14 protein-coding genes are annotated in these 19,220 nt (G+C 58.2%); all 14 read left to right on the forward strand.

All coding sequences use genetic code 11. The features are described from left to right. Nucleotides 1-47 precede the first annotated feature (47 nt). The 14 genes from dctP (at nt 48) to PGS25_RS03150 (ending at nt 19,190) form a co-directional block, all read left to right on the forward strand. A complete protein-coding gene (gene dctP / locus PGS25_RS03085) occupies nt 48-1,049 on the forward strand; it encodes a TRAP transporter substrate-binding protein DctP (RefSeq protein ID WP_270417687.1) in 1,002 nt (333 codons plus the stop codon). 92 nt (nt 1,050-1,141) lie between these two features. Then, the gene (locus tag PGS25_RS03090; RefSeq protein ID WP_270383814.1) at nt 1,142-2,293 is read left to right on the forward strand and encodes a TRAP transporter substrate-binding protein; all 1,152 of its coding nucleotides are present in this window, start codon (nt 1,142-1,144) and stop codon (nt 2,291-2,293) included. A 62-nt stretch (nt 2,294-2,355) separates the two neighbouring features. Next, complete coding sequence (locus PGS25_RS03095; RefSeq protein ID WP_270383810.1) at nt 2,356-2,898, forward strand: TRAP transporter small permease subunit; 543 nt, start codon at nt 2,356-2,358, stop codon at nt 2,896-2,898. Further along, nucleotides 2,895-4,268 carry a TRAP transporter large permease gene (locus tag PGS25_RS03100; protein WP_270417688.1) on the forward strand — a complete coding sequence of 458 codons (1,374 nt, stop codon included), beginning with the start codon at nt 2,895-2,897 and terminating at the stop codon, nt 4,266-4,268. The genes PGS25_RS03095 and PGS25_RS03100 overlap by 4 nt, the downstream gene beginning before the upstream one ends. 748 nt (nt 4,269-5,016) lie before the next feature. Further along, nucleotides 5,017-6,387, forward strand: a complete 1,371-nt coding sequence (locus PGS25_RS03105; protein ID WP_270417689.1) for a TrkH family potassium uptake protein — start codon at nt 5,017-5,019, stop codon at nt 6,385-6,387. A 91-nt stretch (nt 6,388-6,478) separates the two neighbouring features. After that, a complete protein-coding gene (locus PGS25_RS03110; RefSeq protein WP_118760374.1) occupies nt 6,479-7,135 on the forward strand; it encodes a potassium channel family protein in 657 nt (218 codons plus the stop codon). Then, nucleotides 7,132-7,899: a TrmH family RNA methyltransferase gene (locus PGS25_RS03115; RefSeq protein WP_118760375.1), complete on the forward strand. Its 768-nt coding sequence runs from the start codon at nt 7,132-7,134 to the stop codon at nt 7,897-7,899. The genes PGS25_RS03110 and PGS25_RS03115 overlap by 4 nt, the downstream gene beginning before the upstream one ends. 13 nt (nt 7,900-7,912) lie before the next feature. Next, nucleotides 7,913-9,160: a DNA-processing protein DprA gene (gene dprA / locus PGS25_RS03120; protein ID WP_270417690.1), complete on the forward strand. Its 1,248-nt coding sequence runs from the start codon at nt 7,913-7,915 to the stop codon at nt 9,158-9,160. Nucleotides 9,161-9,440: 280 nt separating this feature from the next. After that, a complete protein-coding gene (gene topA, locus PGS25_RS03125) occupies nt 9,441-11,927 on the forward strand; it encodes a type I DNA topoisomerase (RefSeq protein WP_270417691.1) in 2,487 nt (828 codons plus the stop codon). Continuing rightward, the gene (trmFO, locus tag PGS25_RS03130; RefSeq protein WP_270417692.1) at nt 11,924-13,228 is read left to right on the forward strand and encodes a methylenetetrahydrofolate--tRNA-(uracil(54)-C(5))-methyltransferase (FADH(2)-oxidizing) TrmFO; all 1,305 of its coding nucleotides are present in this window, start codon (nt 11,924-11,926) and stop codon (nt 13,226-13,228) included. Before topA ends, trmFO begins: the two co-directional genes overlap by 4 nt. 1 nt (nt 13,229) lies before the next feature. Continuing rightward, entirely contained in the window at nt 13,230-14,246 is a 1,017-nt protein-coding gene (plsX, locus tag PGS25_RS03135) for a phosphate acyltransferase PlsX (RefSeq protein ID WP_117489291.1), read from the forward strand. Nucleotides 14,247-14,268: 22 nt separating this feature from the next. Beyond that, nucleotides 14,269-14,937 carry a ribonuclease III gene (gene rnc / locus PGS25_RS03140; protein ID WP_119189992.1) on the forward strand — a complete coding sequence of 223 codons (669 nt, stop codon included), beginning with the start codon at nt 14,269-14,271 and terminating at the stop codon, nt 14,935-14,937. Nucleotides 14,938-15,374: 437 nt separating this feature from the next. Continuing rightward, complete coding sequence (gene smc / locus PGS25_RS03145; RefSeq protein WP_270417693.1) at nt 15,375-18,950, forward strand: chromosome segregation protein SMC; 3,576 nt, start codon at nt 15,375-15,377, stop codon at nt 18,948-18,950. Between the two features lie 36 nt (nt 18,951-18,986). Beyond that, nucleotides 18,987-19,190: a hypothetical protein gene (locus PGS25_RS03150; protein WP_110436446.1), complete on the forward strand. Its 204-nt coding sequence runs from the start codon at nt 18,987-18,989 to the stop codon at nt 19,188-19,190. The last annotated feature ends 30 nt before the right edge of the window (nt 19,191-19,220 follow it).

Here is a 19,220-nt window from a genome sequence, read left to right on the forward strand (position 1 = left end):
TACGATGTTGCCGAAACTGGTCACCCTATATAATAGGAGATGGAAAGATGAATAAACGCTTTCGGTGTGTGATCGCCGGATGGCTGCTGCTCATGCTCTGTGCATGTACCGGCGGCACGGACGAGCCGCATATCCGCTATTACCGCCTTGCCAGCGGGCAGAGCGAAAACTACCTCGCCAATCAGGCGTGTCAGCGCTTCTGTGATCAGGTGCGCAGGGAAACGGACGGCGCGATACAAATTCTGCCGAGCTTTGATAACGAGCTTGGCACCGATGCATCCGCACTTGAACAGTGCGTGTACGGCGGGATTGATTTTGTACGCACGCCAATCTCGTCTGCCGCAGCGTATGCACCGCAGCTTGCGGCGCTGCAGCTGCCGTACGAGTACACCTCGGACAAGCACCTGTTCCGGGTGCTGGACGGCGCAGTCGGTCAGCAGGTGATGGCCTCGCTCAAGGACAAGGGCCTTACCGGTTTAAGCTATTTTTACGCCGGTTACCGGTGCTTTTTCACGACCGGAAAGGCGATCACCTCACTCGATGACATGAAGGACCTGCGGCTCGGCACCGAGGATTCCTCGCAGATGAAGCAGGTCATTCCGATGTGGGGCGCCGAGGCTGTGACGCTGCCGCCGGATGAGATCGCGCTCGCGCTCCGCACCGACCGGATTGACGGCGCCGAGAGCACGCTTCCTACCTATGTGGACAGCGGCTACTATCAGCTTGCACCGTACTGGACGTACGACCGACATTCCTACAACGCGGATGTGCTGGTCGCGTCCTCGGAAACGTGGGAAACGTTCTCACAGGAGGAGCAGACCATCATTGAGCGGTGTGCCGCTGAGGCGGCTTCGTGGCAGCGCGACCACTGGCAGAGCGCAGAGGTTCGAGCAATGCTGCATGCATCCCGCAGCGGCTGCTACATGGCGCTGCTCGATGAGGAGCAGGCCGAAAAGTTCCGTGCAGCGGTGCAGCCGATTTACGAACACCTTTCCGATGCGCAGAAGGAGGTCGTGCAGGCCGTACAGGCACTGGCCGACAGCGATTAGCAAGAACTCCTCCTTGTGCATGACCAGTTTGTTCGCAAACGTCCGCAAAACGGCGTTTTCGATAGAGGAAAACGAACAAGGAGGCTAAAAAGATGAAAATCAAAAGATTGATGGCAGGTCTGCTTTGCGGTGCAGTCGGTGCGGCAACCCTTGGTTTGTCCGGCTGCGGCAATGCCGCGGACAGCGGCATGATGGATGCGGCAAACGCCAATGCAGTTGCAGGCGGCAGCAGTGATCTGCCGGTCATCACCTGGAAGATGGGTTCCACCTGGGGTGACGGCAACATTCACTTCACCTGTGACGAGCGCTTCTCCGAGCTGGTCAGCCAGCTGACCGACGGACGCTTCACCATCACCAACTATCCGGAGGGATCGCTTTGTGCGGCAAACCAGCTGTTCGATTACGTCCAGAACGGCACCATCCAGTGCGGCGGTGACTGGGGCGGCTACTGGAGCGGCAAGGATACCGCTTTTGAGCTGCTCTCCACTACAATGGATAACTTCACCGGCATGGACTACTACATCTGGATCACCCAGGGCGGCGGCCTGAAGTGCTATCAGGATATGTACGGCAAGTACAACATGACGTATTTCCCGATCATGATCAACCACGCAGAGTCCGGTATCCGTTCGACCAAGCCGATCACTTCTATCAAGGACATGCAGAGCATGAAGATCCGCCTCGGCGGCGTTATGGCCGGCCGTGCAGCGGAAAAGCTGGGCATCAACATCACCACCGTTGCGGCAAGCGAGCTTTATGAGTCCCTGCAGCGCGGCGTTATCGACGGCGGCGAGTTCTCCACGCCGTGCTCGGATGATTCGCTGAAATTGCAGGAGGTTGCCAAGTACTGGTGCTCGCCTGCATGGTATCAGTCCGGCGGCGTCAACGGCGTTATGATCAACAAGGATGCATGGAATCAGCTCCCCGAGGAGTACCAGAACGCCATCCAGATGGCGGCTGAGATCTGTACCTCCGAGCAGCTGTCCCGCTACCTGTGGATGGATTTCGATTCCACCAAGAAGATGCTCGAGGAGGACGGCTGCATCGTCACCAAGATGAACCAGGACGACTGGAACACCATCCGTGAGACCTGCCGTCAGGTTTACGAGGAAGAAGCTGCGAAGAATGAAAACTTCAACATGGTATACAGTTCTATGCAGGATTACCGTGAACATGCCGATACCTACCGTGCAATGCTCGGTGACTACGGCTGGGGCTTCAACTACGATGAATCCGAAAAGTGACCGACAGAGTGTTCCGTGCTCTCTTTTGAGAGCACGGAGCCTCAGAAGATGAGGTGTAATATATGAAAGTGATCAAACGCATCTGCGATGTGATCGACCTCGTCAATGACTGGATCGGCAGGATTGCTTCCTTCGCCGTTCTTGGCATTCTCGCGGTCATTGTTACCGAAGTTGTGCTGCGCCGTTTGTTCCACAGTCCGCAGATCTGGACGATGGACGTCATCTGCATGACCTTCGGCTGCTACATTATCATGGTCTGCGCCTACGGCTTCCAGAAGAAGGCCTTTGTTGCAGTCGATGTGCTGTATGCACGGCTCAAACCGCTTGCGCAGAATATTCTGCACCTGATTACCTATCTGGTGTTCTTTGTTCCGTTCGTATTCGTGCTCGTGCCCGAGAGCTTTGGATTTTTCCTTCGCTCGTATACCGCGGGTGAGCGCGGTTACTCGGTATGGGCGCCGCCGGCATGGCCGGTCAAGCTGGCGCTGTTCGTCGGTATGACGCTGCTCGCACTGCAGGGCATTTCCGAGATGCTCAAGTGCGTGCACGGCATCGGTGAAGCCGTTTCCGGCACGGATGATACGAAGGGAGGCGACGCTGCATGATGGAAATGCTGACCAATCTTGTCACGCAGTCCGGCGTGAGCGCAACACAGCTCAGCGCGATCCTGCTTGGCGTACTGTTCCTTATCATGATCATCGGTCTTGCGACCGGTCAGGAGCTTGCGTTCGTCCTCGGCGGCGCCGGTGTTATTATCGGCTATCTCGCCTGGGGCGGCCCGGGCATCACCATTGCCATGACCAAGGTGTACGACCAGATGCAAAGCTATTCCATGGTCGCCATCCCGATGTTCGTGCTGATGGCAAACTTTTTGACACATTCCAAGGTTGCGGATGGGCTGTTCCTCTCTATCCGCTACCTGCTTGGTCCTCTGAAGGGCGGTCTCGGTCTGGCAGTGATCGTGGTTTCCACCGTGTTCGCTGCCACGACCGGTATCGTCGGCGCATCCGTTGTTACCATGGGCATGCTGTCCGTACCGGTGCTGCTGAAGTGCGGCTATAAGCCGTCTCTCGCGTGCGGCATGGTGTGTGCGGGCGGTTCGCTCGGCATCCTGATCCCGCCGTCCATCATGCTGGTTTCGATGGGCTCCTATGCGAATGTATCGGTCGGCAAGATTTTCTTCGCCGCCATCGTTCCGGGTCTTGTCCTGTCGCTGTTCTACATGATTTATGTGTTCGTCATCTGCCATATCCACCCGGATTACGGTCCGGCGATGACCACTGAAGAGCTGGCTGCCATGCCGCTGAGTGAGCGCATCACCGGTTCGCTCGTCAACCTGATCCCGCCGGTCATCCTGATCGTCGGCGTGCTCGGTTCCATCTTCACCGGCTGGGCAACTCCGACCGAGGCAGCAGGCGTAGGCGCACTGTTCTCGCTTATTCTCGCAATTTTCTACAAGCAGTTCAGCTTCAAAATGCTGTACGATTCGCTGATCGACACCGCAAAGACCTCTGCGATGGTATTTATCATCCTGTTCGGCGCGTCTGCCTTCACCGGCATCTTCATGTCGCTCGATGGCGACCAGCTGATTGCAACCTGGATTTCGAGCGTTGGCATCGGCAAGTGGGGCGCGTTCGCAATCATGATGGCGATCGTATTCGTTATGGGCATGTTCCTCGACTGGCTGGGCATCGTTATGATCGTGTTCCCGATCTTCCTGCCGATTATGGATATGTTCGGCTTTGACCGCCTGTGGATCGTCGCAGTTACAGCTGTTATGCTGCAGACCTGCTTCATGACGCCGCCGTTCGGCTTTGCACTGTTCTACATCAAGGGCATTGTGCCGCCGTCGGTCAAAATACAGGAAATCTACCGCGGCGTTATCCCGTTCATCCTGATTATCATCGCAGTGGTAATTCTGGTAACGGTATTCCCGCAGATTGTATATTTCCTCCCGAATCTGGTAGCATCTTAATCTTTCTCCTGAGCCTTCCGGCAGCCACCTGTGCCGGAGGGCTCATTTGCTGTAAGGAATAGCAGGCTTTGGGCAAAAAAATAACTATTGACTGTGCAGGATATGGTGTTATACTGGATGGGTACGCAAAAAAACGTACTATTTGTTACCTGTGTTATTTTACAGTTCAATGCGGTTCCCTCGCACCGTGAAAAGGGACATGTGTAGATGCGTTTGAACTGTGGAATAAACTTCTGTCTGCCGGATTGTTGGAGTATTTGCCGGCGGCAGCTCCCTCCGGGCTCTCTGATCTGTTGGAAATCAGAGAGCACTTGCTTATTCTTGCGTGGAAAAATTCCGCAAATCGCTTGACTTATCGAAAAATTTCGGGTATAAGATTATATTGAACAGTCAAAAATTCGATGTTATACTATTATATAATGTATGCCTGTTTGAAGCCCGAACGGTATGGTCAGGCTCGGTTTGTCGAAAAGGTCAATATTCATGCAGCTTCAGCCAATTCGCGCGACAGCGCGTGTAAAATAGCATTTGCTTTGCAAATGCAAAAAAGTCGGGGCGAGTACCTGACTTTTTTGACTTCTGGAGGGAGAAAGTTTCTGTATTGGAACTTTCGGACGACTTTGGAACGGCTCACGGTCCGTTCCTGCTTGTCGGCGAAACTATAGTTTCGCCGACAGCCTAAGCCTGAACGGTGCGTTCAGGCTTTCGGTATATCATACTGCAGCATCGTTAAAGGAGGGGATTTATCGTGCAGACGCAGATTTTTATGGTGCATAAGCGGCATCTGGGACTGCGGGCGCCGACGGTGCTTGCCGTCGGCTTTGCGCTGACGATTCTGGTGGGTGCGCTGGTGCTGATGCTGCCGGTTTCGGCGGCAGACGGACAGATAACGCCGTTTCTCGACGCGCTGTTTACAGCAGCCTCGGCGAGCTGTGTTACCGGACTCGTCACGGTCAGCACGGCGGTGCACTGGTCGGTATTCGGCAAGTGCGTCATCCTGCTGCTGATTCAGATCGGCGGACTCGGCTTTATGTCCGTCGCGGCTATTGCGTCGTTTGTCCTGCGGCGAACGATCACGCTGCACGAGCGCATGGTGATGAGCGCGGGGCTTAATCTGTCGGACGGCGGCGGCATTGTCCGTCTGACACGGCGCGTGCTGTTCGGCACGTTCATCATCGAAGGGACGGGAGCGGTTCTGCTGTCCTGCCGGTTCGTGCCGCATTACGGTTTCCCGAAGGGAATCACAATGGGCGTGTTCCACGCGGTTTCGGCATTCTGCAACGCAGGCTTTGACCTGATGGGCACACCGGACGATCCGTTTCAGTCGCTCATCGGCTGGGCGGAGGATCCGCTCGTGAACATTACGGTGATGGCGCTCATCGTGCTCGGCGGTCTCGGCTTTTTCGTGTGGAGCGACGTGTGGGACAAGCACAGTTTCCGCCGCCTGCGCCTGCACACGAAAATCGTGCTGACGGCTACGGCAGGACTGCTGCTGTTCGGCTTCGGCTGGACGCTGCTGTTCGAGTGGAGCAATCCGGCAACGCTCGGTGCGTTTGATACTCCGCACAAGCTGCTTGCGGCGGCGTTTGAGTCCGTGACCCTGCGCACGGCAGGCTTCAACACCATCGACCTCGGCGCGCTTACCGGCCCGAGTCAGGCGGTGTCGTGCCTGCTCATGTTCATCGGCGGATCGCCCGGCTCAACAGCAGGCGGCATCAAGACCGTGACGGCGGCCGTGCTCGTGCTCACGGCCATCAGCGCCTTCTGCGGGCGTACAACGGTTTCGGCGTTCGGCCGGACGATTGCGCCGCGCAGCATCATGAACGCCGTAACCCTGCTCATGGCAGGCGGCGTGCTCTGTCTGGTCGGCGCCTGTGCGATCGCCGGAATCGAGGACGCACCGTTTCACCAGTGCCTGTTTGAAGCGGTCTCTGCGTTCGGCACGGTCGGTGTGTCCATGGGTCTGACACCGACGTTGGCGGCGGCTTCGCGCGTCATTCTGATCGTGATGATGTATATGGGCCGTGTCGGTGTGCTGACGCTCGGCGTTGCCGTTTTCATGCGCCGCAGAGAGCCGGCAAGGCTCAAATACCCGGACGCAGATGTGTTTATTGGTTGAGGCAACATCGCACGATTAAAGCAGCGGCGCTTTACGTGATGATGCCTTTATAGTGAAGTAGATTAAGCAGTTATCCAAAGGAGAGACAGATATGAAATCCTTTCTGGTAATCGGCATGGGCCGATTCGGTACCGCTGTTGCGCAGGAGCTGACCGAGCTCGGTCAGGAGGTTTTTGCCATCGACGAGAACGCCGAGAGCGTGCAGCGCATCGCGGAGGATGTGACGCAGGTCATGCAGGGCGACGCGCAGGACGAAGCCGTGCTGGGGGCCATCGGCGTGCGCAACTTCGACTGCTGTATTGTTGCGGTAGGTACGGATATGGAGGCGAGCATCCTCATCACAGTCATGCTCAAGGATCTGGGCGCGCAATACATCATTGCCAAAGCAAGAAGCAATGTGCATGCCAAGGTGCTCGAGCGCGTCGGTGCGGACCGTGTTGTCCTGCCGGAGAGCGAAATGGGCTGCAAGCTGGCACAGCGCCTGGCACATACCAACGTGGTGGATTTTATCGGCGTGTCGGACGAATACAGCATTCTGGAGATACACGCGCCGAAAAGCTGGGTCGGCAAATCGCTGGTGCAGCTTGACGTGCGGCAGAAGCATAAAGTGAATGTGCTCGCCGTCCGTCATGGTGAACAGGGTGCACTGGATGCAAGTCCTAAGCCGGATAGGGCCATCGAGCCGGATGATCTTCTGTTTATCATGGGCGAAAATAAATTTGTGAGCAGGGTGGTGGAACTGGGTTGATTGAGATACAGAGCCGTCAGAATGCCGCGCTCAAGCACCTTGCGCGGCTGGGACGGGAACGAAAATACCGCCGGAGCACGGGGGAAATGCTGTGCGAGGGCGAAAAAATGCTGGGAGAAGCACTGCGTTCGGGCGCGAAGCTGAAAACCGTGCTTGTGAGAGACGGCTGGGACAGTCCGCTCGTCAAAGAGGCGGAAGAGCAGGGAGCATCGCTCTATTCTGCACCGGATGCGCTGTTCAAACTCGCAAGCGAGGTGGAAACGCCGCAGAACGTCATCTTCTCCTGCTCACAGCCGCAGTGGACGGCGGACGCGCTGGACGGAGCCGGGCAGGTGCTCCTGCTGGACGGCTTACAGGACCCGGGCAACCTTGGCACGATCTTACGCACCGCCGAAGCGTTCGCGCTCGGCGCCGTTGTGTTGTGCGAGGGCTGCGCCGATCCGTTTTCACCCAAGGTCGTGCGCTCGACCATGGGTGCAGTGTTCCGTCTGCCGTGCGTGACGCTGCCGCTTGCAGAGGCCGCCGAACGGCTGCACCGGAACGGTCTGCCGCTGTACGCCACCGCGCTGCATGAGGACAGCGTGCCGCTTTCCTCGGTGTCGCTTTCCAAAGCCGCCGTTATCATCGGCAGTGAGGGAAAGGGTGTGACCGAGCAGGCGCTCCGTCTGTCCGATAAGCGCGTGATCATTCCTATGAAGGGCCGTGCCGAATCGCTCAATGCAGGTGTTGCCGCGGCCATCGTGATCTACGAAATGACAAAATGAGGAGGCGGGCACTATGCCGTCAAGACTCAGCTATGTTTGGCTTTCGCTCAAGCGCGGACTCGGCTCGCGTACAGCCGCCGAGGTACTCGATGCCTTCGGCTCTCCGGAGGCGGTGTTCGCTGCCGACCGGCAGGCACTGACAGCTGCGCCGTGTGAGCTGCGCAAGACCCATGTCGATCTGCTGTGCGACAAGGATACGTCCGAAGCCGAGCAGGTCATCCGCTCCTGCACGGAAAAGAATATCCAGATCATTACCATTGGCGACAGCGCTTATCCGGACCGCCTGCGGGCGATCCCGGACCCGCCGACCGTGCTGTATGTGCGCGGACGCTGGCCGGATTTCGACAGTGTTCCCGCCGTAGCCGTTGTCGGCACGCGCAAGGCGACGCCGTATGGCCTGAAAGTCGCCGATCAGATCGGCACAACGCTTGCCCGGACGGGCATGATAACCGTCAGCGGCATGGCGCTCGGCAATGACGGCGCGGCACACCGCGGTGCGCTGAAGGCGGGCGGCTTGACGGTCGCCGTGCTGGCGGGCGGTCCCGATGTGTGTTATCCGCCGCAGCACCGCAGCCTGATGGGCGATATCCTGCTCATGGGGGCTATCATCAGCGAATATCCGCCCGGCACCGAGCCGCACGGACGCAATTACCATCAGCGCAACCGCATCATCAGCGGTCTGTCGGTCGCGTCCGTCATCGTGGAGGCGAGCGACTGGCGTTCGGGTGCGCTTATTACCGCGCGTCACGCGCTTGATCAGGGACGCGATGTGTACGCCGTGCCCGGTCCGATCGACGCGCCTCAGTCGCAGTCGTGCAATGAGCTGATCGCCAAGGGCGAGGCTGCGCTGCTGACCAGTCCGACCGTGCTCGTGCGCGAGTACAGCGGCATGATGCCCGAGCAGGCGGTACAGCAGGCGTTCCGGCGCCAGACCGGCGAGTATCCGGAACCGGCGGCACGGAGCGCGTGGGAGGACATTCGCAGGCGCGAGCAGCAGGCCGAACAGCGCCGCGCCGCTGCTGCAGAAAAGGCGAAGGCCGAACCCAAACAGCCGTCTGCGGCTGCAAAACCGCTGCCGGACGGCTTAAATGAGGATGAAAAGACCATCGTCACGCTCGTGCGGGACGGTGTGAGTACGCCCGAGGAGCTGATCGACCGCTGCGGTCTGGCAGCACCGCGGGTGATGAGCCTTGTCACTATGCTGGAAATGGATGGGATACTGCGCCGCGAAAAGGGCAGACTTATCCTTGGCACATGGTAAAAGTGAGAGAAAAAAGAAAACACGCAGCAATCACGTCGTAAGGCGTGTATTCAATAGAATTTCCACAGGAAATTCATAAAAAGGGGGAGCATGGTCCAGACCACCTTCTCTTGCCGCTACGCGGCAATTCACCTTGTGTATCACCCTTTTTATACAAGTGCGGAGAAAAGTTTCGACGAAGGAGGAACTTTTCGCAGCCTTGGCCATATCCGAACAGAGTTCGGTATGGCCTTTCGATTGCAAGCGTGGCTGCAATCGAAGTAAGTTTTTGGAGGTTTTTATGTCTAAGTTAGTCATCGTGGAGTCCCCGGCCAAGGCAAAGACGATCGGAAAATATCTCGGTTCGGACTATGTCGTCAAGGCTTCGATGGGACATCTGCGCGATCTGCCGAAAAAGAAAATGAGCATCGATATCGAGCACGATTTCCAGCCGGAATATGTGCCGATCGAGGGTAAAGATAAAATCATCAAGGAAATCCGCAGCGAAATCCGCAAGAGCGATTTCGTCTATCTCGCAACTGACCCTGACCGCGAGGGAGAGGCGATTTCGTGGCACATCAAGGAGCTGTTCAAGCTCAAGGACAAAAATTCCCGCCGCGTGACCTTTAACGAGATCACCAAGCAGGCGGTCCGCTCGGGCATCGAGAACCCGCGCGATATTGATATCGATCTGGTAAATGCACAGCAGGCACGCCGCATTCTCGACCGAATCGTTGGCTATCAGCTATCGCCGTTCCTGTGGCGCAAGGTCAAGCGCGGTCTGTCCGCAGGCCGTGTGCAGAGCGTTGCAACCCGTCTGGTCGTGGACCGTGAGAACGAAATCCGCGCATTCGTGCCGGAGGAATACTGGTCGATCGAGGCTCTGCTGCAGACCGCGGACGGCGGTCAGTTCACCGCGCGCTACTACGGCGATGCGAACGGCAAGGCCGAGCTGAAAAACGAAGAGCAGGCGATGCATGTTGTCAACGCTGTTACCGGCAAGCCGTTCACCGTCGGCAATATCAAGCGCGGCAAGAAAAAGCGCACCGCTGCACCTCCGTTCATCACCTCGACGCTGCAGCAGGAAGCCAGCCGCAAGCTGAATATGACGCCGCGCCGCACGATGAGCATCGCGCAGGAGCTGTACGAAGGTATTGAACTCGGTGAATACGGTCTGACCGGTCTTATCACCTACATGCGTACCGACTCGCTCCGCCTGGCGGACGAGGCCACCGCTGCCGCTGCGGGCTTCATTCGCGGCCGCTACGGCGAGGAATATTATCCGGGTAAGCCGCGCGTGTTCAAGACCAAGGGCAACGCGCAGGACGCGCACGAAGCCATTCGTCCGTCCAACGTGCAGCTGCTGCCCGAGGAGATCCGCAAGTACCTGACGCCCGATCAGTTCAAGCTGTATCGCCTGATCTGGTCGCGTTTTGTGGCCTGCCAGATGGCAGACGCCATTCTCGATACGGTTTCCGCCGATATCGTCTGCGAGGGTCAGGTGTTCCGCGCATCCGGTCATACGGTCGCGTTCCCGGGTTTTACTGCGGTTTACGAGGAAGGCACGGACGACGAGAAAAAGCAGGATTCCGCAGGAAAGCCGCTGCCGCGCTTCGATCAGGGCGACAAGCTGACTGCCGAGAAGATCGAGCCGTCCCAGCACTTTACGCAGCCGCCGGCTCGCTACACCGAGGCATCGCTCATCCGTGCGATGGAGGAGCGCGGCATCGGCCGGCCGTCCACCTATGCGCCGACTATCTCGACCATCATCGACCGCGATTACGTCACCAAGGAGAACAAGGCGCTCCGTCCGACGCCGCTCGGCGAAGGCGTTACCGGCCTGCTGGTTGACGAGTTCAAGTCGGTTGCCGATTACGAGTTCACCGCCAACATGGAGCACGAGCTGGACGAGGTCGAAGCGGGCAAGCTGAACTATATCCAGCTGCTGCACAACTTCTATGACGGCTTTGAAGCCGCGCTCAAGCAGGCGGAGATCGATCTGGAGGGCAAGCGCATCAAGATTCAGGACGAGGTGACCGACGTTATCTGCGAGAAATGCGGACGCAACATGGTCATCAAGTCCGGCCGGTTCGGCAAATTCCTTGCGTGCCCGGGTTTCCCGGAGTGCACCAACACCAAGCCCATCACCGAGGACACCGGCGCTGCGTGCCCGGTTTGCGGCGCAAAGGTCGTGAAGAAAAAGTCCGCACGCGGCTATGTGTACTACTCGTGCGACACCTATCCGACCTGCCAGTTCATGACGTGGGACAAGCCGCTCAAGACCAAGTGTCCGAACTGCGATTCCTCGCTGTTCCGCCACACCGACCGCGATTCCAAGGAGGTCACGGACGTTTGCCTGCGTGAGGGCTGCGGCTACAAGGAGCTGGTCAAGGAGGGCCTGCCGCCTGAGGAAACCGAAAAGCGCCGCAAGATGCGCGAAGCGCGTGCCGCCAAGGCTGCGGAACGTGCTGCCGCAAAGGAAGCCGCCGAGAAGAACGGCGAGACCGAGGAAAAGGTCAAGAAGGCAACGAAAAAGGCGGCTGTCAAGAAATCCACCGCGAAGAAAACCCTGCCGTGGATGACCAAGACCACCAATAAATTCAAAAAGCTGAAGGACGAGGCTGTACAGGAGCTGACTGCCAAGCAGCAGGAGCAGTACGCCAAGGCTCTGGCAAAGTATGAAGCAGAAAAGGCGGCTGAAAAGGCGAAAAAAGCCGCTGAGAAGAAAGCAGCAGCGAAAAAGCCTGCCGCCAAGAAAAAGACCACGGCAAAGGAGAGCGCCGAATGAGTGAAATGGTAACAGTAGTCGGCGCGGGACTGGCCGGCTGTGAGGCTGCATGGCAGCTGGCACAGCGCGGTATCTCCGTGCGCCTGTGTGAGATGAAGCCGGTGCAGCACACGCCTGCGCACCACTCGGACGATTTCGCCGAGCTGGTGTGCTCCAACTCGCTGCGCTCGGATGAGCTGGCGAACGCCGCCGGTCTGCTCAAGGAGGAGCTGCGCCGTCTGGACAGCCTTATCCTTTCCTGTGCGGATGCACATCGCGTTGAGGCAGGCGGCGCACTGGCGGTTGACCGCGAAGCCTTCGCGGCAGCCGTCACCGAGAAGATCAAGAACCACCCGAATATCGAGGTGGTCTACGGTGAAGTGACCGAGATTCCGGAGGGCAGAGTCGTAATCGCCTCAGGCCCGCTGACCTCGGATACGCTGTTTGACGCCATCCACGCCAAGGTCGGCGGCGATTTCCTGCACTTTTACGATGCCGCCGCGCCGATTGTCACGGCTGAGAGCATCGATATGGATTCCGCCTACGAGGCTTCCCGCTACGGCAAGGGCACGGCGGATTATATCAACTGCCCGTTCTCCCGCGAGGAGTACGAGGCATTCTGGAACGCGCTGACCACCGCTGAGGAAGCACCGGTACACGGCTTTGAGGATTCCAAGGTATTCGAGGGCTGTATGCCCATCGAGGTCAACGCGCGTCGCGGCTTTGACACGCTGCGCTTCGGCATTTTGAAGCCCATCGGACTGCCGGACCCGAAAACCGGCAAGGACCCGTATGCCGTGCTCCAGCTGCGCCGCGACAACGCGAACGGTACGCTGTACAATCTGGTCGGCTGCCAGACCCACCTGAAATTCGGTGAGCAGAAGCGCGTGTTCTCCATGATTCCGGCGCTCCGTAACGCTGAGTTCGTGCGCTACGGTGTCATGCACCGCAACACGTTCCTGGATTCTCCGCGCCTGCTGGACGCGACTTACGCGCTCAAATCCGACCCGCGCATCCGCTTTGCGGGCCAGATGACCGGCGTAGAAGGCTATGTGGAGTCCACCGCCTCCGGCTGGGTGGCGGGCGTGGCAACCGCGATGGATGTGCTCGGCAAACCGATGCCGACACTCGACCGTCTGACCGCCACCGGCGCACTGGCGACCTATATTTCCGACCACACGGTGGCGAAATTCCAGCCGATGAACGTAAACTTCGGCATTATCGAGCCGCTCGGCTATAAAATCAAGGGCAAGCGGGAGAAGAATACCAAAATCTCCGAGCGGGCGCTCGAGCAGATCGAAAAACTGAAGGGAGAGCTTTAATATGAGGATCATCGTTGATGCGATGGGCGGCGATAACGCACCCGAATCCGCTGTATGGGGCGGTGCGCTGGCTGCGAAGGAATACGGCGAGGAAGTGCTGCTGGTCGGCAAGCCGGAGGTCGTAGCGAATGTCCTCAAGGAGAAGGGACTTTCCGATGTCAAGGGCATCACCATCATGCCTGCAAACGATCTGGTCGATATGCATGACGATCCCGCAACGGTACTCCGCCGCAAGCCGGATTCGTCCATGGCGGTAGCGTTCAAACTGCTCAAGGCAGGGGAGGGCGACGCGCTTGTTTCCGCGGGCAACACCGGCGCACTGCTCACCGGTGCGACGTTGTACGGCGGCCGCATCAAGGGCATCCGCCGCGGTGCGCTCGCGCCCGTTATGCCATGCGCGAACGGTCAGGTCATGCTGTGCGATGCGGGTGCAAACACCGAATGCACCGCCGAAATGCTGCTCCAGTTCGCGTTCCTTGCTTCGCTGTATGCGGAGAAGATAAACGGTGTCGTCAAGCCGCGTGTCGGCCTTGTCAACAACGGCACGGAGGATACCAAGGGTGATCCGCTCCGCAAGGAGGCTTACGCGCTGCTGAAAAAGGCGGGCGACGAGGGCCGTCTGAATTTTGTCGGCAACGTGGAGGGCAGCATGGTGCCGCTCGGTGCGTGCGATGTTGCCGTCTGCGACGGCTTTACCGGCAATGTGCAGCTCAAGACCATCGAGGGCGTGGCCAAGTTCATGTCGAAAGAGATCAAGGGCGTGTTTATGGCGTCTGTCGGCACCAAGCTCGGCTATCTGCTGTGCAAAAAAGGCATGGACGACTTCCGCGAGGTGTTCAATCAGGACAAGATCGGCGGCGCGCCGTTCCTCGGCATCGCAAAGCCGGTCATCAAGGCGCACGGCTCGTCTAACGAGATCGCGGTGATGAACGCGGTCCGTCAGGCGATTGCGTACACTAAGTCCGGCATGATCGATGCGGTAAAGGAAAACATTCAGTACATGACGGTTTCCGAGTGATCCACAGGAAGAAGGAACAAAAATGCTGAAAATTGACTATAAATTCAAGGATGAAAGCCTGCTCCAGTTGGCGATGACGCATTCGTCCTACGCGAATGAGCATCATGGCACGCACCTGCAGTGCAACGAACGTCTGGAGTTTCTGGGCGATTCTGTGCTGGGCTTTGTCACGGCGGGTTACCTGTTCACACACTATCCCGATCTGCCGGAGGGTGATTTGACCAAGCTGCGCGCGGCAGTCGTCTGCGAGGGCGCACTGGATGAGATCGCGCACGAGATCGGTATCCCCGAAGCCATCCGTCTGGGGCACGGTGAGGAGATGGGCGGCGGACGCAAGCGTGCGTCCATTCTCGCTGACGCAACAGAGGCTCTGCTCGGCGCCATCTTTATGGACGGCGGCATCGAGCCTGCCCGCGCGTTCGTGCTGCGGTTTATCCCGCATAAGGTCGAGGTTGCGCTGGCAGGCGGCGCGTTCAAGGACTACAAGACCATGCTGCAGGAGATCGTACAGAAGAACAAGCAGGAAACGCTGGAATACCGTCTGGCAGGGCAGTCCGGCCCGGACCACGACAAGCGGTTCACCATGGAGCTGCTGCTCAACTCCAATGTGTTCGCGCAAGGCATCGGCAAGAGCAAAAAGGAAGCCGAGCAGATGGCGGCGAAGAAGGCTTTGGAAAATATGGGATGCTGACGCTTATCGTCAAACCGCAATAAAGATAAACGGCAAAGAGGTCGAGAAATCGACCTCTTTTGAGGCTGTCGAAGAACTAACGTTTTCCGAGCAGCCTCTCGATCGAAACCACGCTTTCGATCGAATTTCGAAGAAAAACCGCGCCTTGCAGGCACATTTTTTCTTCCCTTGTATAAATTCCGAGGTACACAAGGTGAATTGCCGCATAGCGGCAAGAGAGGGTGGTCTGGACCATGCTCTCGGAATTTATGAATTTGCTCCGCAAATTCTATTTTATGCGTGCTGCCGCACGAAGCAAAAGAGTCGAAATGCAGCTTTTTCGACAGACTGCAAAGAGGTCGAGAAATCGACCTCTTTTTTCTGCGTGACGCAGTTAGCCGTTGAAAAGATACTGCCGCAGTGGTAAAATAAAACTATCTATAATAAAGAGGTGGCATATGGTTCTCAAAAGCCTGATTTTACAGGGCTTCAAGTCGTTCCCGGATCGCACCGAGATCAAATTTCTCGGCGGCATTACGGCGATCGTCGGTCCGAACGGCTCGGGAAAATCGAATATTTCGGATGCCATCCGGTGGGTTCTGGGGGAGCAGTCCTCGCGGTCTCTGCGCGGCGCGAAGATGGAGGATGTGATCTTCGGCGGCACAGCCAAGCGCGGTCCGGTCGGCTTTGCCGAGGTTTCGCTCATTCTGGACAATTCGGCGCATGTGTTCCGCTCGGAATTTACCGAAATTATGGTCACGCGCCGGTACTACCGCTCGGGTGAGAGCGAGTATTTCCTCAACAAAAAGCACTGCCGCCTCAAGGACGTGCACGAGCTGTTTATGGATACCGGTCTGGGCCGCGACGGCTATTCCAGCATCGGACAGGGCCGCATTGACGAGATTTTGTCCTTCAAGAGCGAGGACCGGCGCGAAATCTTCGAGGAAGCCGCAGGCATCACCAAGTTCCGCTACCGTAAGGAGGAAGCCGAGCGCAGACTGTCAGCCACCGAGGAAAATCTGGTGCGTATCCGCGACCTGTACGGTGAACTGGAAAACCGGCTCGAGCCGCTCGAGCAGCAGGCTGGCAAGGCGAAAAGGTTTCTGCATCTGCGGGATGAGCTGCGCGTGCTTGAGGTCTCGCTGTGGCTGCTGTCGCTCGAGCAGCTCAAGAATGACACTGCCAAGCTGAATAAAGACCGGACAACCTGCGAAAAGCAGCTTGCGGATGCAAAACAGCAGCAGGAAACGCTGTATGCGCAGTCCGAGCAGCTGGCCGAGTCACTGCGCGAAATTGACAGGGAAACCGAACGTCTGCGGAACGAACTGCGCGAAGCCGAGCAGTTTGCCGCCGAGCAGATCAGCCGTGAGGCGGTTATTCAGGCGAACATCCGCAACTGCGAGGAGAATATCGAGCGCACACGGCAGGAGAGCGCACACCGTGCCGAGCAGGTGCAGAGCATGGATGCGCAGCTTGCCGAACGGCGCGAGCGTATTTCTGCGCTGAATGAGCAGGAGAAGGCACAGTCGGCTGAACTGGATGCACTCCGAAAACAGTCTGCCGAGCAGGAGCAGCAGCGCACACAGGCCGAGCAGGCACTTCGGCAGGCCGAGCAGGCGCAGCGCAGGCAGGAGCGCACGCTGCACGCGCTCGAACTCGACCGAACAGCCGCCGAGAGCGGTCTGGCGGGCATGAACGACCGCAAAATGACACTGGATTCCGAAATCGCAGCAGCGGCACAGCAGCTGGATACCGAAAAGCAGGCACAGGACAATCTCGAGCGGGAACTGACCGCGTGCGAGCAAACGCTTGCCGAAACGGCAAAGCAGGCGCAGACGGCAGCCGCTCAGGCGGAAACCTGCCGCCGAAAGGCCGAGCAGGCGCAGAACGACCTGCGAGCAGCGCAGTCCTCGCTGAGCGAAATGCAGAGCCGTGTAAAAATGCTGACCGACATGCAGCACGAGTACGAGGGCTTCTCTCGGTCGGTGAAAGCCGTCATGCGGCAGGCCGAAAAGGGTGCGATGAACGGCGTGCACGGCCCGGTTTCCGCGCTCATCACGACCGAAAAGCGGTTCGTGACGGCAATCGACACTGCACTCGGTGCGTCAGCGTCCTCCATCGTGGTGGACAGCACGAGCGTGGGCAAGCAGTGCATTTCGTACCTCAAGCGCACGGACGGCGGCCGCGCGACCTTCCTGCCGCTGGATACCATTCGGGCAAACAGCCTGCGGGAGACCGGCCTGGAACGGCAGAACGGCTGCTTCGGCACCGCGGATGCTCTCGTCAGATTTAATGAAAAATACAAGAATATTGTGTGCAATCTGCTGGCGCGCACGGTCATTTCGGAGAATATGGACACCGCGCTTGCGCTGGCAAAGGCGTACGGACACCGGTTTCGCATTGTCACCTTAGACGGACAAATCCTGCAGGCAGGCGGCGCCATGACAGGCGGCTCGGCCTCCCGCGGCACCGGCGCACTGGCGCGGGCGGAACGCCTGCACGCCGCCGAGGAGCGCGTGCGCGCACTCGAGCAGGAGCGCAAAACGCTGGCACAGACCGAGCAGGATGCAAGGCAGGAACTGGAATCGCTTGCCGGGCAGGCGCAGACCATCGAAACCGACCGCCGGCACGCGGAGCAGGAGAGAGCCGGACTTGCTGCTTCGGTAAAACAGCATAAATTCCTGTTGGAAAGCCTACAGAAACGGTATGACAGCCTGATTTCTGAACAGACTAACTTCACAGCGACACAGCAGAAGTATGAACAGACACTTGCCGCCTGCACGGAGCGCCGGTCTGCCGCAGAGCAGGCGCTTGCAGCTGCCGAGCAGGTCTGCACCGAGCACCGTATGGCAGTGAACGCCGCCGCGGAACAGCTGGCGCAGACGGCTTCGCGCATCACAGCCGCGCAGACCGCGCTCGCGGAGACGCGCACGGCGCAGGACAGCGAAGCACGCGCACTCGCGGAACTTGAGCGGCTCAAGGCCGACCTCGACGCGGGCGTGTCCGGTGCGGAGCAGACGATTGCAGGCTTTGCGGCGAAAATCGCACGCCTGACCGATGAACTCACCCAAGTCCGCGCAGCCAAGCACGGACGCGACACAACCGCCCGGCTGCTCAGCGAACAGCTTGCGCGGCAGACCGGCAGGCGCGAACAGACCGAGGGCGAACGGGTCCGTCTGGAAAAGGCGGCACAGAGCCGCAACGAGGAAATCCTTGAACTCGAACGCGAGACCGCCCGACTGGAAAATCGCGCCGGACAGCTGAAAACCGAGGAAACACAGATTCTGGATAAAATGTGGGAAAGCTACGAGCTGACACCCACACCGGCGGCAGAGATTGCCAAACCGATTGAAAACCTCGGTGAAACGCGCGGCCGCGTGCAGGAGCTGCGCGTGAAAATGCGGGCGCTTGGCAACGTCAATCTGGATGCGGTGGACGAATTTCAGCGTGTGCAGGAGCGGTACAGCTTCCTGCGGGAGCAGAAGGACGACCTCGAGACCGCGCAGACCGATCTGCGCAAGGTCATCGACCAGCTGACCGTCAGCATGAAGGAGATTTTCGCGTCTGAGTTCGCCAAGCTGAATGTGTACTTCCGCGATACCTTCCGCGAGATTTTCGGCGGCGGACACGCCGAACTGCAGCTTGCCGATACCTCGGATATCCTGAACTGCGGTATCGACATCCGCGTGTCTCCACCGGGCAAGGCGGTGAAAACGATTACGCTGCTCTCGGGCGGTGAAAAGGCGTTTGTCGCTATTGCGCTGTACTTTGCGATCCTCAAGCTGCGGCCTACGCCGTTTTGCGTGCTTGATGAGATCGAAGCCGCGCTCGATGATGTAAACGTGCAGCGGTTTGCAAAATACATTCGCCGCCTGACAGATTCGACACAATTTATTGTAATTACCCACAGACGTGGTACAATGGAAGAAGCAGATATGCTCTACGGCGTGACCATGCAGGAGCAGGGCGTCTCCAAAATGCTGATGCTCAATCTGGCTGAGGCGGAAAAACGGCTCAAAAATACCATTAAATAATGGAAAATTGAGAATGGAAAATGGAGAATTGCGGCAATGGATATGCGAAGCGAAAAATATCCGTACCGGCTGGATGTGGAAAGACGATTGCCGAACGGCTCTCTTACGACAGACGGCTATGCGGCACGGCATCCGGTTGAGTTTCGGCACTGGGGACATGCGCGCGGCTATGTTCTCTGGGGTGAGCGGATTGACCGCACAGACTGGGAGAACTGGCGTATCAACTACTACGGTAAATAATTACTGATTCCTGATTTGCAAGATAAACAT

Source organism: Butyricicoccus sp. AM78-15b2TA (assembly GCF_027665985.1).
GTDB lineage: Bacteria > Bacillota > Clostridia > Oscillospirales > Butyricicoccaceae > Agathobaculum > Agathobaculum butyriciproducens.

Excerpts from the sequence above, each read along its gene's own strand:
- dctP (WP_270417687.1), top strand. The coding sequence starts at position 48 with ATGAATAAACGCTTTCGGTGTGTGATCGCCGGATGGCTGCTGCTCATG.
- PGS25_RS03090 (WP_270383814.1), top strand. The coding sequence starts at position 1,142 with ATGAAAATCAAAAGATTGATGGCAGGTCTGCTTTGCGGTGCAGTCGGT.
- PGS25_RS03095 (WP_270383810.1), top strand. The coding sequence starts at position 2,356 with ATGAAAGTGATCAAACGCATCTGCGATGTGATCGACCTCGTCAATGAC.
- PGS25_RS03100 (WP_270417688.1), top strand. The coding sequence starts at position 2,895 with ATGATGGAAATGCTGACCAATCTTGTCACGCAGTCCGGCGTGAGCGCA.
- PGS25_RS03110 (WP_118760374.1), top strand. The coding sequence starts at position 6,479 with ATGAAATCCTTTCTGGTAATCGGCATGGGCCGATTCGGTACCGCTGTT.
- dprA (WP_270417690.1), top strand. The coding sequence starts at position 7,913 with ATGCCGTCAAGACTCAGCTATGTTTGGCTTTCGCTCAAGCGCGGACTC.
- topA (WP_270417691.1), top strand. The coding sequence starts at position 9,441 with ATGTCTAAGTTAGTCATCGTGGAGTCCCCGGCCAAGGCAAAGACGATC.
- trmFO (WP_270417692.1), top strand. The coding sequence starts at position 11,924 with ATGAGTGAAATGGTAACAGTAGTCGGCGCGGGACTGGCCGGCTGTGAG.
- plsX (WP_117489291.1), top strand. The coding sequence starts at position 13,230 with ATGAGGATCATCGTTGATGCGATGGGCGGCGATAACGCACCCGAATCC.
- rnc (WP_119189992.1), top strand. The coding sequence starts at position 14,269 with ATGCTGAAAATTGACTATAAATTCAAGGATGAAAGCCTGCTCCAGTTG.
- smc (WP_270417693.1), top strand. The coding sequence starts at position 15,375 with ATGGTTCTCAAAAGCCTGATTTTACAGGGCTTCAAGTCGTTCCCGGAT.
- PGS25_RS03150 (WP_110436446.1), top strand. The coding sequence starts at position 18,987 with ATGGATATGCGAAGCGAAAAATATCCGTACCGGCTGGATGTGGAAAGA.